This window comes from Butyricimonas sp. Marseille-P2440 (genome assembly GCF_900091675.1).
In the GTDB taxonomy this organism is placed as follows: domain Bacteria; phylum Bacteroidota; class Bacteroidia; order Bacteroidales; family Marinifilaceae; genus Butyricimonas; species Butyricimonas synergistica.
Genome location: NZ_LT594607.1, coordinates 200,479 through 215,949, shown reverse-complemented (window position 1 = coordinate 215,949; position 15,471 = coordinate 200,479). Strand labels below are relative to the sequence as shown.

General features: G+C 43.0%; 12 protein-coding genes. 10 read left to right on the top strand and 2 right to left on the bottom strand.

The features are described from left to right. The first annotated feature begins 112 nt into the window (after positions 1-112). The 9 genes from BN8899_RS02350 to BN8899_RS02310 all read left to right on the top strand — a co-directional run bounded on the left by BN8899_RS02350 (position 113) and on the right by BN8899_RS02310 (position 10,948). On the top strand, positions 113-778 hold the full coding sequence (locus BN8899_RS02350) for a CBS domain-containing protein (protein ID WP_018338494.1): 666 nt from the start codon (positions 113-115) through the stop codon (positions 776-778). 48 nt (positions 779-826) lie between these two features. Then, positions 827-1,723 (top strand): NAD kinase, encoded by an 897-nt coding sequence (locus BN8899_RS02345; RefSeq protein WP_065218150.1) that lies wholly within the window; start codon positions 827-829, stop codon positions 1,721-1,723. Positions 1,724-1,871: 148 nt separating this feature from the next. Then, positions 1,872-2,600, top strand: a complete 729-nt coding sequence (locus BN8899_RS02340) for an isoprenyl transferase (RefSeq protein WP_026207665.1) — start codon at positions 1,872-1,874, stop codon at positions 2,598-2,600. A 5-nt stretch (positions 2,601-2,605) separates the two neighbouring features. Then, positions 2,606-5,149, top strand: a complete 2,544-nt coding sequence (locus BN8899_RS02335; protein WP_065218149.1) for a BamA/OMP85 family outer membrane protein — start codon at positions 2,606-2,608, stop codon at positions 5,147-5,149. A gap of 171 nt (positions 5,150-5,320) precedes the next feature. Beyond that, positions 5,321-5,839 carry an OmpH/Skp family outer membrane protein gene (locus BN8899_RS02330; protein WP_018338498.1) on the top strand — a complete coding sequence of 173 codons (519 nt, stop codon included), beginning with the start codon at positions 5,321-5,323 and terminating at the stop codon, positions 5,837-5,839. A gap of 106 nt (positions 5,840-5,945) precedes the next feature. Continuing rightward, complete coding sequence (gene murI, locus BN8899_RS02325; RefSeq protein WP_065218148.1) at positions 5,946-6,770, top strand: glutamate racemase; 825 nt, start codon at positions 5,946-5,948, stop codon at positions 6,768-6,770. A gap of 83 nt (positions 6,771-6,853) precedes the next feature. Then, entirely contained in the window at positions 6,854-9,049 is a 2,196-nt protein-coding gene (locus tag BN8899_RS02320) for a RelA/SpoT family protein (RefSeq protein WP_065218147.1), read from the top strand. Between the two features lie 83 nt (positions 9,050-9,132). Further along, the gene (locus tag BN8899_RS02315) at positions 9,133-9,585 is read left to right on the top strand and encodes a Fur family transcriptional regulator (protein WP_018338501.1); all 453 of its coding nucleotides are present in this window, start codon (positions 9,133-9,135) and stop codon (positions 9,583-9,585) included. Between the two features lie 91 nt (positions 9,586-9,676). Beyond that, on the top strand, positions 9,677-10,948 hold the full coding sequence (locus BN8899_RS02310) for an adenylosuccinate synthase (protein ID WP_018338502.1): 1,272 nt from the start codon (positions 9,677-9,679) through the stop codon (positions 10,946-10,948). A gap of 30 nt (positions 10,949-10,978) precedes the next feature. Here BN8899_RS02310 and nhaD read toward each other — a convergent pair whose 3' ends face one another. Next, positions 10,979-12,313: a sodium:proton antiporter NhaD gene (nhaD, locus tag BN8899_RS02305; protein WP_231932245.1), complete on the bottom strand. Its 1,335-nt coding sequence runs from the start codon at positions 12,311-12,313 to the stop codon at positions 10,979-10,981. 69 nt (positions 12,314-12,382) lie between these two features. Between nhaD and BN8899_RS02300 the strand changes: the two genes are divergently transcribed. Next, positions 12,383-13,045 (top strand): MgtC/SapB family protein, encoded by a 663-nt coding sequence (locus tag BN8899_RS02300; protein ID WP_026207666.1) that lies wholly within the window; start codon positions 12,383-12,385, stop codon positions 13,043-13,045. 30 nt (positions 13,046-13,075) lie between these two features. Here the strand turns inward: BN8899_RS02300 and recQ are convergent, their stop codons facing one another. Then, complete coding sequence (recQ, locus tag BN8899_RS02295) at positions 13,076-15,250, bottom strand: DNA helicase RecQ (protein ID WP_018338504.1); 2,175 nt, start codon at positions 15,248-15,250, stop codon at positions 13,076-13,078. Positions 15,251-15,471: the final 221 nt, after the last annotated feature.

Here is a 15,471-nt window from a genome sequence, read left to right as displayed (position 1 = left end):
AATTATTTTAATGAGGGATTCGAATGAAGAAAAAAATGTATCTTTAGGGCGAGAAATTGATTTAATGATTTCTTGGTAGGAGGATTGGAGAGACGAGGAAATGATAATAGATATGATAGCAGCAGAATTATTATCAAATGTGGTTCCGGTATTGAAGAAGGACGATACATGCGCTCAGGCTTTGGGGTGGATGGATTTGTTCAGGGTATCTCATTTGCCGGTGGTAGAAGGGAATACTTACGCGGGCTTGTTGTCGGATGAGATCATGTACGCTCACGGGTGTTTGAACGATCCGATTGGTAGCCTGGAGATCCCGAGGGAATCGACATTCGTGTACGAGGATATGCATATGTATCACGTGATAGAGGTCGCGTCTACCAGAGGTCTGTCTATCGTTCCTGTTTTAAACCGAAAAGGGGGGTACCAGGGGGCTATTTTGTTAGCGGATATCTTGCATAACGTGGATAAGATATTGTGCGTGGATGATCCCGGTGGGATTATCGTGCTGGAGGTGAATAAGATCGATTATTCATTGGCAGAGGTGGCACAGATCGTGGAATATAATGAAGCTAAGGTGTTAAGTTGTTTTGTGACTTGTACCCCGGACTCAAATAAAGTAGATATTACAATTAAGGTGAACACGCCGAGGATTGAGCCGATTCTGGATACTTTTGTCCGTTACCGTTACGTGATAAAAAGTACTTTCGTGCTGGGAGAAGACGTGAATGATGAATTGCGTGATCGGTATGGGCAGTTAATGCGGTTCATGGAAATGTAAGGGGAGTTTAGAGTTTAAAATTTAGAGTTAGAAGCTAAAATCGAATAGATGTGTCTGAAGATAAATAAAGTAGCGATATACGGACGGGTGATTCACGAGGAGTTTTATCCTTATTTTAAACAAATGTTGCGTGATTTGGTTGAGCGTGGCGTGAAACTGTCTTGTTATAGACCGTTCTTTGAATTTTTGTGCGAGAAGTGGGACGTAAAGGCTTATTTCCAATCTCTCTATAATGCTGATTTGGACGCGGATACAGATATCTTGTTTAGCGTGGGTGGGGATGGCACTTTTCTGGATTCTGCCGTTCGGGTGAAGAATTGCGGGGTGCCGATTCTGGGTATAAATAGCGGTAGGTTGGGATTTTTGGCGAATATCGCGCAAGAAGAGATTCCCCAGGCGATACAATGGTTGTGTGCCGGGAAATATGAAGAGGAACAAAGAGCTTTGGTGAAGTTGGAGATGGAGGATAATCCGTTCTCTAATTTTAATTATTCCTTGAATGAGATTAGCGTGCAGAAAACGGAACGGTCGTCTTTGTTGAAAGTCCACGCTTATATCGGGGGGGAATATCTCACGACCTATTGGGCGGACGGGTTGATTGTCGCGACTCCCACGGGTTCTACCGCTTATTCGTTGAGCTGTGGCGGACCTATTGTTTCCCCCAGTTCCGATAATTTGATTATTACCCCGGTGAGCCCGCACAATTTGAATATGCGTCCGTTGATATTGCCCGGTGACGTGAAGATTCGTTTGAAAGTAGAGAGCCGTTCGGGAGATTTTATGGTGAGTGCCGATTCCCGGATACGCACCGTGTCGGATCGTCATGAATTGTTCATATCATCCGGTGATTTTAAAATAAACGTGGTGAAGATGCCGGGGCATAGTTATTATGAAACCTTGAGGAATAAGTTGAACTGGGGGGAAGACAAGAGGAATAAGAGTTAAAAGATAATTGATTTTGTGATTGATGATTAGGTGATTCTGTGATTAAAGAAAAACAAGTATATAAATAAGGGAAATGTTATTAATAATGAGTTGAGGAACGAAAATGTGTAATTCATTTTCAATTTTCAATTTTCAATTTTCAATTATTATGATGAAGGAGAATATACCAGAGCATGTGGCGATTATTATGGACGGGAATGGTCGCTGGGCAAAGCAAAGGGGCTTGGAAAGATGGGAAGGACACAAAGAAGGCGTGGAGGCCGTGAGGAGAGTGATTGATGCCGCCGGGCACGCGGGGATAAAGTATTTGACGTTGTATGCTTTTTCGATGGAGAATTGGAATCGACCCAAGAAGGAAGTGGATGTTTTGATGGGATTGATGGTAGATGCTATTGTTGCCGAAACGGATAATTTGATGAAAGAGGGGATTCGGGTTAGGGCTATCGGTAATTTAACCGATCTGCCGGACAAGGTGTATCAAAAATTAAACGGGTTGATTGAAAAAACTGCCTCGAATCAGAATCTGACGGTAGTGATCGCTTTGAGTTACGGAGCAAGATGGGAAATCTTGAATGCCGCAAAACAATTGATGAAAGATTGCCAGTCAGGGAAAGTGAAAGATATTGAGTCTGTTACGGAGATGGATTTCTCCGGGTATTTGACTACCGCAGGGATTCCCGATCCTGATTTGTTAATCCGCACAAGTGGCGAATGCAGGCTGAGTAATTTCCTTTTATGGCAGTTAGCGTACACTGAACTATATTTTCTTGATAAATTTTGGCCTGATTTTGAAAAAGAAGACTTATATTTGGCAGTTCGTAATTTTCAAAAAAGAGAGAGACGATTCGGTATGACCGGAGAGCAATTAAAAAAGTGACTCAGATGACAGGAAAAATAACGCTTTTATTAATATTTATATTGTGTGTTTGTGGGGCAAAAGCCCAGGTCGCAGATACGACAGGACAACAAGTTGATATCTATTATTCGACCCCGAAAACTTATGAATTGGGTGGAGTGAAGGTCGTCGGCGGAGATTATGACGGGCTGGCATCCATCGCCGGGTTAACGGACGGAATGTCCATTCAAGTACCGGGAGAGGCTATCACTAAGGCGATCAAGAGGCTTTACGATCAAAATTTGTTCTCTAATATTTCTATCGCTGTCGATCGGATTGAAGGGGACAAGATATACCTGATTATGTATGTTCAGGAAAGGCATAAGCTTTCGAGAATCAATTATATCGGCTTGAAGAAATCCGAGGAGAATAAGATCAAGGAAAAGATGAATTTGTCGTTGGGATCACAGGTGACGGATTTCATGAAATCAAACTTGAAGATTCAAGTCGAGAAATATCTAAAGGAAAAAGGGTATTATAATACCAATATTAAAATCATCGAACGGGATGATCCGAAAGAGAAGAATTACGTCGTTCTGGATGTCATCGTGGAGAAGCACAATAAGATAAAGATCGACGAGATTATTATTAATGGAAACAAGCAGATGAAAGACGGTCGTTTGAAAGCCGCCATGAAAAAGACGAAAGAGAAATCGTTTATTAATTTCTTTAAGTCTGCGAAATATATCGAAAAGAATTATGACGAGGATAAATATAACCTTGTTGACAAATATAACGAGAAAGGTTTCCGTGATGCGGTGATTATTTCCGATAGCGTTGTTCAGGTTTCTCCGAAACGGGTGAAGATTTATATAGATGTACAGGAAGGAAATAAATATTACTTCAATAATATCTCTTGGGTTGGTAATACCATATATGATTCAGAAACGTTGAGCCGTTTGTTGAATATCAAAAAAGGAGATGTATATAATAGTAAGTATTTGAACGAACGTATTTCTTCTGATGAAGATGCCGTATCTAATATTTACCAGAATAACGGGTACTTGTTCTCTCGACTGATGCCGATAGAGACGATCGTGGGAGAGGATTCTATTAATCTGGAAGTCCGTGTTTCTGAAGGTTCTCAGGCTACTATTAATAAGGTACTTATTCGGGGAAATAACCGGACGCACGAGCACGTGATCCGCCGGGAATTGTACGTGTACCCGGGTGAGTTGTTTAGTCGGGAAGATATTATACGAAGTGCCCGTGAATTGGCTAATATGGGGCACTTTGACCCGGAACAGATCAAGCCGGACTTGTTGAATGTCAATCAAGAGGCGGGTACCGCAGATGTCGTGTTTGACGTGGTTGAGAAAGCAAACGATAAGATCGAGCTTTCCGGAGGTTGGGGTGCCGGTATGATTATCGGTTCGTTAGGGTTGACCTTCACGAACTTCTCTATCCGTAACATATTTAACTGGGATACTTATCGTCCTCTTCCGCAAGGAGACGGGCAGACATTCAGCTTGAAGGCTCAAACAAATGGTAAGTATTATACTTCGTTCAGCTTGTCTTTCCGCGAACCTTGGCTGGGAGGAAAGAAACCGAATTCATTAAGTGTTTCTTTGTATTTTTCTCGTCAGACAGGATTCTCTAGCAGTTACCGTAATTCCTATTACGCGCAAAGTGCAAATGCTTCGCAGTATTACGATACCCGCCAATTGATGCTTACTTACGGGTTTAGCGTGGGATTGGGGCGGCGTGTGAAATGGCCGGATGACTGGTTCACGATGTATAACGAGATTTCATTTCAACGTTATCAATTGAAGAATTGGCCTTATTACTTGATACAGAATGGTAATTCCAATAACTTGTCTATTGCGACCGTGATTAAGCGGAGTTCTATAGATAATCCCTTGTTCACGAAGAGAGGTAGTGAGTTCACGTTCTCTTTGACGTTGACACCTCCTTATTCTTTATTCTCTAACCGCCATTTCGAGGCAGAGAAAGATGAGGTTCGGTACAGATGGATCGAGTATCATAAATGGAAATTCAGTGGAAAGATTTTCACTCCTCTGACACATAGCGAGAAACGTCCGTTGGTACTTTACGCTTCGGCACAATACGGGTACTTGGGATACTATGATAAAAACCGGAAATCTCCGTTCGAAGGATTCGAGATGGGTGGTGACGGAATGTCCGGATATAGTTTGTATGGGCGTGAATACGTGGGATTGCGCGGTTACGAGAACGGATCATTGACAAATGCGGGTTCCAGCTTCATGGCTCCGCAAGGATCTGATGCAAGTATGTATTCTAAATTCACGTTGGAATTGCGTTACCCGATTTCTTTGGCTCAGTCGGCTACGATATACGCCTTGGGATTCATGGAAGCCGGTAATTCATGGTACGAGTTGAAGGATTTCGAACCGTTCAATTTGTATCGTTCCGCGGGAGTTGGTTTGCGTGTATTCTTGCCGATGTTCGGATTGCTCGGTATCGACTGGGGATATGGATTTGACGATGTACCGGGACGTTCAGGTGCGGGTGGTTCACAATTCCACTTCGTGTTGGGACAAGAATTTTAAGGTTTCTGTGATTGGTTGATCCTGTGATTTCGTGATTAAAATGGAATCACAGAATCGAGAATCATAAAATCACAGAATAAATTTGGGCTTATTTGCATACATTATGTATGTTGACTAGGAATGGAAAATTAATTTTATTACTTTTGTAGATCATATTTAAAGACAAACATTATGAAGAATACAGTAAAATTATTTGCCTTGGTGGCGTTTATATTTGTAGCATTTGCTGCTTCCGCTCAAACGGCAAAACCGATCAAATTGGGTCATCTCGACGTGCAAAAGTTAATGTCGGTAATGCCTGAATCTAAAAAAGCAGATGAAACGTTGCAAGCTAAACAAACGGAAATTCAAAAAGAAATGGCTTCTATGACTGAAACTTATCAAAAGTTACTTCAGGAGTATCAGGCAAACGAGAAAACATATACGGATTTAGTACGTGCCAACAAGGAACAAGAAATTAGAAGTTTGGGTGAGAGAATCCAAAATTTTCGGGAGTTGGCAGATCAACAATTGCAAGAAACTTACAATAAATTGATGGGTGAAATCATGGAGAAAATCCAGAAAGCAGCTCAGGAGGTAGGTAAGGAGAATGGCTTTACTTATATCTTCACGATGAACGCTTTATTGTTTGCAGCCGATAATAGCGAGGATGTATTACCTTTGATGAAGAAAAAATTAGGTCTTCAATAATACGATATATTAAGAAAAATAAAGTCGCCCGAAAAGGCGGCTTTTTTTTTGATTAGTTAGGAATAAAAGGTATATTAGCAGCTATTAAACGATAAAATTTAGATATATGTCTTGTCCGATAGGGGTGTTTGATTCAGGTTACGGGGGATTGACAATATTGAAAGATATTGTGAAGGAAATGCCGGAATACGATTATATCTACTTGGGTGATAATGCCCGTACGCCTTACGGGACGCGTTCTTTTGACGTGGTGTATAAATATACGCGGGAGGCGGTGTTGAAATTATTCGATATGGGATGCTGTTTGGTGATCCTCGCTTGCAATACGGCTTCGGCGAAAGCGTTGAGGACGATACAACAGGTGGATTTGCCCCGGATAGATGCCCAGAGGAGAGTGCTAGGGGTTATCCGACCTAGCGTGGAAGCAGTTGCCGATTTTACACGTAACGGGCATATCGGAGTGCTGGCGACCTCGGGTACGGTTGCCTCCGAGTCCTATCTGTTGGAAATTGCGAAAATTCATTCGGAGAAAGGATTTCAAGTGTCACAACTAGCTTGTCCGATGTGGGTACCTCTCGTTGAAAACAACGAGATCGATTCTCCGGGGGCAGCTTTTTTTGTGCAAAAATATATAGATATATTGATGCAGAACGACCCGAAGATTGACACGATCGTGTTGGCGTGCACGCATTACCCTCTTTTACGAGGGGTCATTGACCGTTTTGTACCTCAAGGGGTTGCGGTGATTCAGCAGGGAGAGATCGTGGCGCGGAGTTTGAAAGATTATTTATGTCGTCATTCCGAGATGGAGCGAATGCTTTCACGAGGGAGGCAAGTGGAATTCTTCACCACGGAAAAAGGGGGAATGTTTGATAAGATGGCAACTTTATTTATGCAGGCGGATGTGGTGTCCAGGCATATAGAAATATAAGATTTATGATTTACGATTCAAGGCATGGGAAGTGGGCTGGAATCTAAAATTTGAAATCAATAAATCTAAAATTGAAGACGGTTATGAACGAGCAGGAAATGATTAACGCGGCTTTCGAGGATTTATTGCAATCCTTGCGAAAGGGAACGACAGAAGAGAGTAAAAAAATGATTCGTACGGCTTTTGAATTTGCCCGGGAAGCACATCAAGGGGTAAAGCGGAAGTCCGGGGAACCTTATATATTACATCCGATAGCGGTCGCTAAGGTGGCGGCAACAGAGATCGGGTTGGGGACGAAGTCGGTTATTGCGGCTTTGTTGCATGATGTCGTGGAAGATACGGATTACACGGTGGAAGATATCGCAAACTTGTTCGGGGCAAAGATTGCTTCCCTCGTGGACGGGTTGACCAAGATCAGTGAAGCGATGGGAAGTGACACCACGAAGCAGGCGGAGAGTTTTCGAAAGATGATCTTGACGCTGGCGGATGACGTGCGTGTTATTCTGATTAAGATTGCTGACCGTTTGCATAATATGCGTACTTTGGACGCGATGCCAGAACACAAGCAGGTGAAGATTGCCAGTGAAACCTTGTATATATATGCCCCTTTGGCTCATCGCATGGGATTGCACGCGATCAAGACGGAGTTGGAGGATTTGAGTTTGAAGTACGAGAATCCGCTTGAATACCAGGAATTGGAAAAGAGGATTCATGCTTACCGGGACGAGAATACCGGGTTGTACCAGCGGTTTATCGCCCCTATCCGGGAGCGTTTGACAGAGAGCGGCTACCAGTATGAAATTACTGCCCGGACAAAAAGCGTGTATTCGGTGTGGTCGAAGATGCAGCGCAGGCATATTTCTTTCGAGGAGATTTATGACTTGCTTGCCGTGAGGATCGTGTTTGAGCCGAAGGACAATCAACCGGAAAAATGGCAGTGTTGGAATATCTATTCTTTAATCACGGATATGTATAGCCCGAAGCCGGAAAGGATTCGGGATTGGGTGAGTGTTCCCAAGGCGAACGGTTACGAGGCATTGCATCTGACCGTCATGGGACCCGGCGGTAAGTGGATTGAGGTGCAAATCCGTTCCCGGAGAATGGATGAGATTGCAGAAAAAGGACTTGCCGCCCATTGGAAATATAAAGGCGATAATGCCGAGGCGAGTAACGAGGTGGATAAGTGGTTGGCGGGAATTAAGGAGATGTTGGAGCAACCCGGTACGGATGCTTTGGAATTTCTGGACGAGTTCAAGCTGAATCTGTTTGCCAAAGAGATTCGCGTGTTTACGCCCAAAGGAGATATGCGCACTTTGCCTAAAGGGGCTACCGTGTTGGACTTCGCTTATGACATTCACACGGAAATCGGGAGTTCGTGTATCGGGGGAAAGGTGAACCATAAATTGGTGCCGATGAGCCACGTGTTGCTGAGTGGCGACCAAGTGGAAGTGTTGACGAGCGATAAGCAAAAGCCGCAGAGTGATTGGTTGGATTTTATCGTGACGGCTAAGGCAAGAAATAATATACTGATGATATTCCGGCGGGAGAGGAAGGAGCAAGTGAAGATAGGGACGATGATGTTCGAGAATTTGTTGGAAGATATGAAATTGCCCTTTGGCACGGAGAACCTGAATAAGGCTTTGTTGCATTTGAAATTGGATAGTAAAGATGATCTCTATATCAGTTTGGCAAAGGGAAATCTGAATATTGAGGAGGTACGGAAGGCGCTGAAGAAAAAGTCCGAGAATAAATTCGTGAAGTACTGGAAATTGCAGTTCTTCAAAAGTGATAAAGAAAAGGTGCCGATAGAGAAGGAGGAGGGGAAAGTGATAAACGATATGACGGAGGATGCCTCGGATTTTATTGTTGCCCCTTGTTGTAACCCGATTCCGGGCGATGACGTGGTGGGTATGAAGATCGAGGGCGATAAGATTACCGTGCACAAGCGTAAATGCCCGGAAGCTATTCGCTTGATGTCCAGTTACGGGGATAAAATAGTCCCGGTGAAGTGGGTGAGCCACAAGATCATGTCCTTTCTCGCGGTGATTAAATTGAACGGGATCGATAGTATCGGAATAGTCAGCGATATCACGATGATTATTTCAAAAGAGAGTAACGTGAATATGCGTACCGTGCATTTTGAAACGAAGGACGGAATCTTTGAAGGTATGATCCATCTTTACGTGCATAACACGGCTGACTTGAATAATTTAATGATGAAAATATCATCTCTAAAGGGTGTTGAGAACGTTTCGAGAGTAGAGAATTTGGACGCCTAATTAAATTTCGTCTAAATAGTGAGTTTTCTTCAGATAAAAGTTGTAACTTAGCCATGTTGTAAATTGAATTAGCTTTGGACTCGATGGAAAAAATAAAGGAGACAGTAAAAGAGATTTTTACTACTTACCTGCAACAGAAAGGACATCGTAAGACGCCCGAGAGATATGCCATTTTGGATGAGATTTATTCCCATGCCGGTCATTTTGATATAGAATCCCTGTATGTGTTTATGAAAAACAAGAATTACAGGGTGAGCCGTGCCACTTTGTATAACACGATAGATTTGTTGTTGGAATGCAAGCTGGTTATCAAACATCAATTCGGGAATAATATCGCTCAATTCGAGCGGGCTTACAATAATAAGAAGCATGAGCACATCGTGTGTAAAATATGTGGGAAGGTAGAGGAATTTTCAGATTCCCGTTTGGAAGAGATCGTGGAACACGTGGAGGAGAAGTATGATTTCTCTGTGCACCATCATATGCTTTATATTTATGGTATTTGTCACAATTGCAAGTTGGCGGGAAAGAAATAAATATTATTTTTGTACGTTTGTTTTTTAAGGAGTTTTTTTAATTTGCTGGTTGTCGCGGTCTTGTGTGGCAATCAATCTAAAAATGTATCAGATGAAAGTAGATGTTTTGTTGGGACTGCAATGGGGAGATGAAGGAAAAGGGAAGGTGGTCGACGTGTTGACCCCGAGGTATGATGTCGTGGCTCGTTTTCAAGGAGGACCTAATGCCGGTCATACACTTGAATTTGAAGGACAAAAATATGTTCTTCGTTCTATCCCTTCCGGAATATTTCAAGGTGATAAAGTGAATATTATCGGAAACGGCGTGGTGCTCGATCCCGCTTTATTTAAAGCAGAGGCAGAAGCTCTATCCGCGTCCGGACATGATCTTAAAAAGAAACTTCATATATCCAAGAAAGCACATTTGATCCTGCCTACTCATCGTTTCCTGGATGCGGCTTATGAAGCGGCTAAAGGGGATGCAAAGGTAGGAACTACAGGAAAAGGGATTGGACCGACATACACGGATAAGGTTAGCCGGAATGGAGTACGTGTCGGGGATATCCTGCATGACTTTGAAAATAAATATGCTAAAGCAAAAGTTCGTCACGAGGAAATATTGAAAAGTTTGAATTTTTCTTATGATTTGACGGAGGTCGAAAAGGAATGGATGGAGGGTATCGAATACCTGAAGCAATTCAAACTTATCGATAGTGAGCATGAAATAAATCAATACCTGGATAACGAAAAATCTATTCTGGCAGAGGGGGCACAAGGCACGATGCTGGATATTGATTTCGGTTCTTATCCTTTTGTGACTTCTTCCAACACGGTATGTGCCGGAGCTTGTACCGGACTAGGGGTTGCTCCTCGTCGTATCGGTGAAGTGTACGGGATATTCAAGGCTTATTGTACCCGTGTCGGGAGCGGCCCTTTCCCTACGGAATTGAATAACGAAACGGGAGAGAAGTTGTGTGATCTGGGACATGAGTTCGGTTCAGTGACAGGACGCAGACGTCGTTGCGGTTGGGTAGACTTAGTGGCTTTGAAATACGCGATCATGATAAACGGGGTGACTCAATTAATTATGATGAAAAGCGACGTGCTCGACACTTTCGACACGATACAGGCTTGCGTGGCTTACGAGTTGAACGGAGAGGAAGTCGATTATTTCCCGTATGATATTACGGAAGGTGTGAAGCCAGTATATGCTGAACTGCCGGGATGGAAATGCGATATGACCAAGATGACTTCGGAGGATGAATTCCCGGAGGAATTCAATAACTATCTCGCCTTCCTGGAAGAAGAGACCGGGGTTCCGGTGAAGATTGTATCCGTGGGTCCGGATCGGGATCAGACGATCATCCGCTATACAGAAGAATAAAAGAAAGCTGCGAAAGCAGCTTTCTTTATTTTATATAATGTAATACACGCTTATTCCTGCGATATATCCTAAGATCGTCATCCAAGTGATGTGTTTCAGGTACCACATAAAATTGATTCGTTCCATACCCATCACGACGACTCCGGCGGCAGAACCGATAATCAGAATGCTACCGCCCGTACCGGCGCAATATGCCAGTAGTTCCCAGAAAACACCGTCCGTGGTGAAGTTCATCATATAGCCGGAGAGAGGTACTCCGCCTGTGTGAACGAGTGGGTACATACCCATAGCAGCAGCAACGAGCGGGACGTTGTCTATAATAGAAGACAAGAAACCAATGATGATATTAATGAAGTACACGTTGTGCAGTTTATCATTTAAGAAACTTGCCATCTGATCTAGTACCCCGACGACTTGCAGGGCGGCAACAGCCATCAATATTCCCAGGAAAAAGAGTAAGGTGGGATAGTCGATCTTTGCGAGGATAGAAGGGATGCGATGTACTTTGTCCGGGGATATATCCTTTTTCCGGTTATAGAGGATTTCCGTGTATATCCATATACCCCCTAAAGCTAACATGATGCCCATGAAAGGGGGAAGATTCGTGAGATCCTTAAATATTGGAACGAAAAGGAGGCTACCGATACCCAGGGCGAGAATCGTGATTTGCTCTTTGCGTGTTATGGCTAACGGTGTTGCCGAATCGTTTGTCGGTTGGGATTGTGTCGTTCCTTTTATTTGGAACGTGGTGATTACCAATGGAATTAGCAGGGATGTGAAACTGGGGAGGAATAAATGCCGGATAACGTTTATGGAAGTGATATTATCATGAATCCAAAGCATGATGGTCGTTACATCCCCGATGGGCGTCCAGGCTCCCCCGGCATTGGCGGCAATGATGATGATACTCCCGAATATCCAACGTTCCCGTTGCTCCGGGATCAGACGCCGCAGGAGCATTACCATGACAATAGCAGTTGTCAGGTTATCCAAAATAGAGGACAGAATGAAAGTAAGAAACGCAATGATCCAAAGGAGTTTTCTTTTATCTTGGGTCGTAATTTTCCGGGTGAGTAATGCAAACCCCTCGTGGGTATCGACCCACTCGACCACGGTCATAGCCCCGAGCAGGTAGAATAGGATTTCAGCCGTATTCCCGAGATGGTCGATGATCTGGGTGTTTATGTTCAAGGTCGTCTGGTGTAAAGAGAAAACCCATAGGATGATTCCCAGTACGAGTGCCATGGCGGTTTTGTTGATTTCGAGTTGTTTTTCTAGTGCTATAAAAACGTATCCCAAGATGAATGTGATGATGATGGTTAGTATCATGGTTATGAACTTTTTGGACTGAATTGTATCTTTCATACGCAATTTTGCGTAGATTGGTTTATCTTTGTGGTGAACATGAGGTTAAAGTAAATGTGATACGATATGATGACATGGGATTTTTTCTTTCGGCTACTGGTTGCCGGGGTATTGGGGGCTATTATTGGATTGGATCGGGAATACCGGGCAAAGGAAGCCGGGTTTCGGACACATTTTTTAGTTGCTTTGGGAAGCGCCTTGTTTATGATTGTATCCAAATACGGGTTCAGTGATATTTTAGGAGAAACGGGAATTGGGCTTGACCCGAGTCGTATTGCGGCGCAGGTAGTGAGCGGTATAGGTTTCCTGGGAGCGGGTACGATTATTATTCAGAAATTGTTTGTCCGGGGATTGACCACGGCTGCCGGGATATGGGCAACATCCGCCATTGGTTTGGCTGTGGGAGCCGGGCAATATTGGTTGGGAGTATGTGCCATGTTGCTGACATTGTTGGGGCTGGAAGGACTCGGGTACGTATTCCAGAAAATCAGCCAGCGAAATGTATTATTGGTGTTCACTACAACAAGCCAAGAGGTTATAAAAGAAGTTACGGATGAAATAAAACGGAAAAAACATTCGATTAGTTCTTATTCCACGGAGTCTTCCAAGTTGGGTGATTTGACAACCTACCGGGTGACCATGGTCATTCGTACCCATAAAACGGGGGATGAAACTTTACTATTCCAGTTTATTCAGCATCTTCCGGATGTCATCATTGATCGGATGGAATAAAAAAAAGCGACCTTCTGGTCGCTTTTTTTATTAGTTTCCGTGTTTGGAATGTAATTTCAGTCGCATTAGGCGAAGGTCTTCTTCTGAATAATCGCCTTCGAATTCATCGTACGCATCCCCGATGTTGTCGCTTTTGGCTTCCATGAAATAATCCATGATCTCTTGCTGTTGCTCGTCATCCAAAATCTTATTGATGTAATAGTCAATATTCAGTTTGGTGCCCGAGAACACGATGGCTTCCATTTCCTTGATGAGTTCTTCAAAGGTTAATCCCTCGGCAGAAGCGATGTCTTCAAGGTCAATCTGGCGGTCGATATTCTGTATGATATATACTTTGAATTTCGATTTGTTGGCAACAGTTTTTACCACCAGGTCTTGGGCTCTTTCGATCTCGTTGTCTTCCACGTATTGTTTGATAACCTCGACGAATTCTTGCCCGTATTTCTGTGCTTTGCCGGAACCAACCCCCTGGATGTTTGCCAACTCTTCCAACGTGATGGGGTAGTTGGTACACATATCTTCCAGTGAAGGGTCTTGGAATATCACGTATGGCGGCAAATTGTTTTTCTTGGCAATCTTTTTCCGTAAGTCTTTCAGTATGGCAAACAAGGTGTTGTCAAGTGCTGATACTCCTCCCTTTTCCTGAAGTTTCTCCTCAGATTCTTCAAAATTATGATCTTCCATCAGCATAAAGTCTTTAGGTTCCTTTAAAAATGCGAGTCCATCTTCCGTGAGTTTAATGACCCCGTATTGTTCAATATCTTTTTCTATATAATTACTAATCAATGCCCGTCTGAAAACCATGTTCCAGAATTGAGCGTTTTTGTCGGAGCCGACACCAAAAGATTCCAGCTCGTCATGATGATACGATTTTATGATAGAATCGGTTTCCCCAAGTAGAATTTTTACCAAGTAATCTACCTTGAACTTTTCTTTGACCTCGAGGATGGTATTAAGCGCATCGATCAAGAATTCCTTGCCCTCGAATTCTTTTTTCGGGAACAAGCAGTTGTCACAAGCACCGCAATTCTCTTCATCATAATTTTCCCCGAAATAGTGCAATAACACTTTTCTCCGACATAAAGATGTCTCGGCGTAAGAAACGGTTTCCATCAAAAGTTGTTTCCCGATCTCCTGTTCGGCGATGGGTTTCCCTTGCATGAATTTTTCTAGTTTCTGAATATCCTTGTAACTGTAAAAAGTCAGGCAATAGCCTTCACCCCCGTCACGTCCTGCACGTCCTGTTTCCTGGTAATACCCTTCCAAACTCTTGGGAATATCATAGTGAATGACGAAACGTACGTCCGGTTTGTCAATCCCCATTCCGAAAGCGATGGTGGCAACAATCACGTTTACTTCTTCCATCAAGAATTTGTCTTGATTGGCACTACGGGCGGCAGCATCCATCCCGGCATGATAGCTGGCGGCTTTGATACCGTTCACGCAAAGCATTTCCGTGAGCTCTTCCACTTTTTTACGGCTGAGGCAATAGATGATACCGGATTTCCCCTCGTTGTTTTTGATAAACTTGATAATATCTTTTGTCGGGTCTATTTTCGGACGAACTTCATAATAGAGGTTTGAACGATTGAAAGAAGATTTGAATACCCGCGCATCAAGCATATCCAGATTCTTCTGGATGTCATGTTGTACTTTCGGGGTAGCCGTTGCCGTCAAGGCAATGATTGGGGCTTTCCCGATTTGCTCCACGATCGGTCTGATCTTCCGGTATTCCGTGCGGAAGTCGTGTCCCCATTCCGAAATACAGTGAGCCTCGTCGACGGCAAAGAAAGAAATCTTGACTTTACGTAGAAATTCGATATTACTTTCCTTGGTCAAGGATTCCGGCGCCACATATAACAACTTGGTCTTTCCGTTTAGTACATCCTCTTTTACATTTAAAATATCACTTTTGCTGAGTGAAGAATTCATGAAGTGGGCAACCCCCTCTGATGCACTGAAGGAACGCATGGCATCTACCTGATTTTTCATAAGAGCAATCAAAGGAGATATCACAATAGCGGTTCCGTCGAGTATTAGTGCAGGCAATTGATAACATAAAGATTTGCCCCCACCCGTTGGCATCAGAACAAACGTGTTGTTCCCGGCAAGTACATTCTTTATGATCTCTTCCTGGTTTCCTTTGAAATTATCAAAGCCGAAATACTCTTTTAATTTAGCATGTAAATCTATCTGCAATCCCATTGTTTTTTAAAATTTTCACACACCCTGTTTTTAGACGGGTGCGCAAATTTATAATTTAATTTGTTTTTCCAAACAAAATATTCAATAATAAATCTATCACCACTCGTTTTTAAGCTATCATAAAAAATGATACTTTTGTCCCTAGTAAAGTTATAGCAAAAAATGATAAGTGCAATAGTTTTTTGTTTTTTTTGCTCGGCTCATAATTTTGAAACGAATAA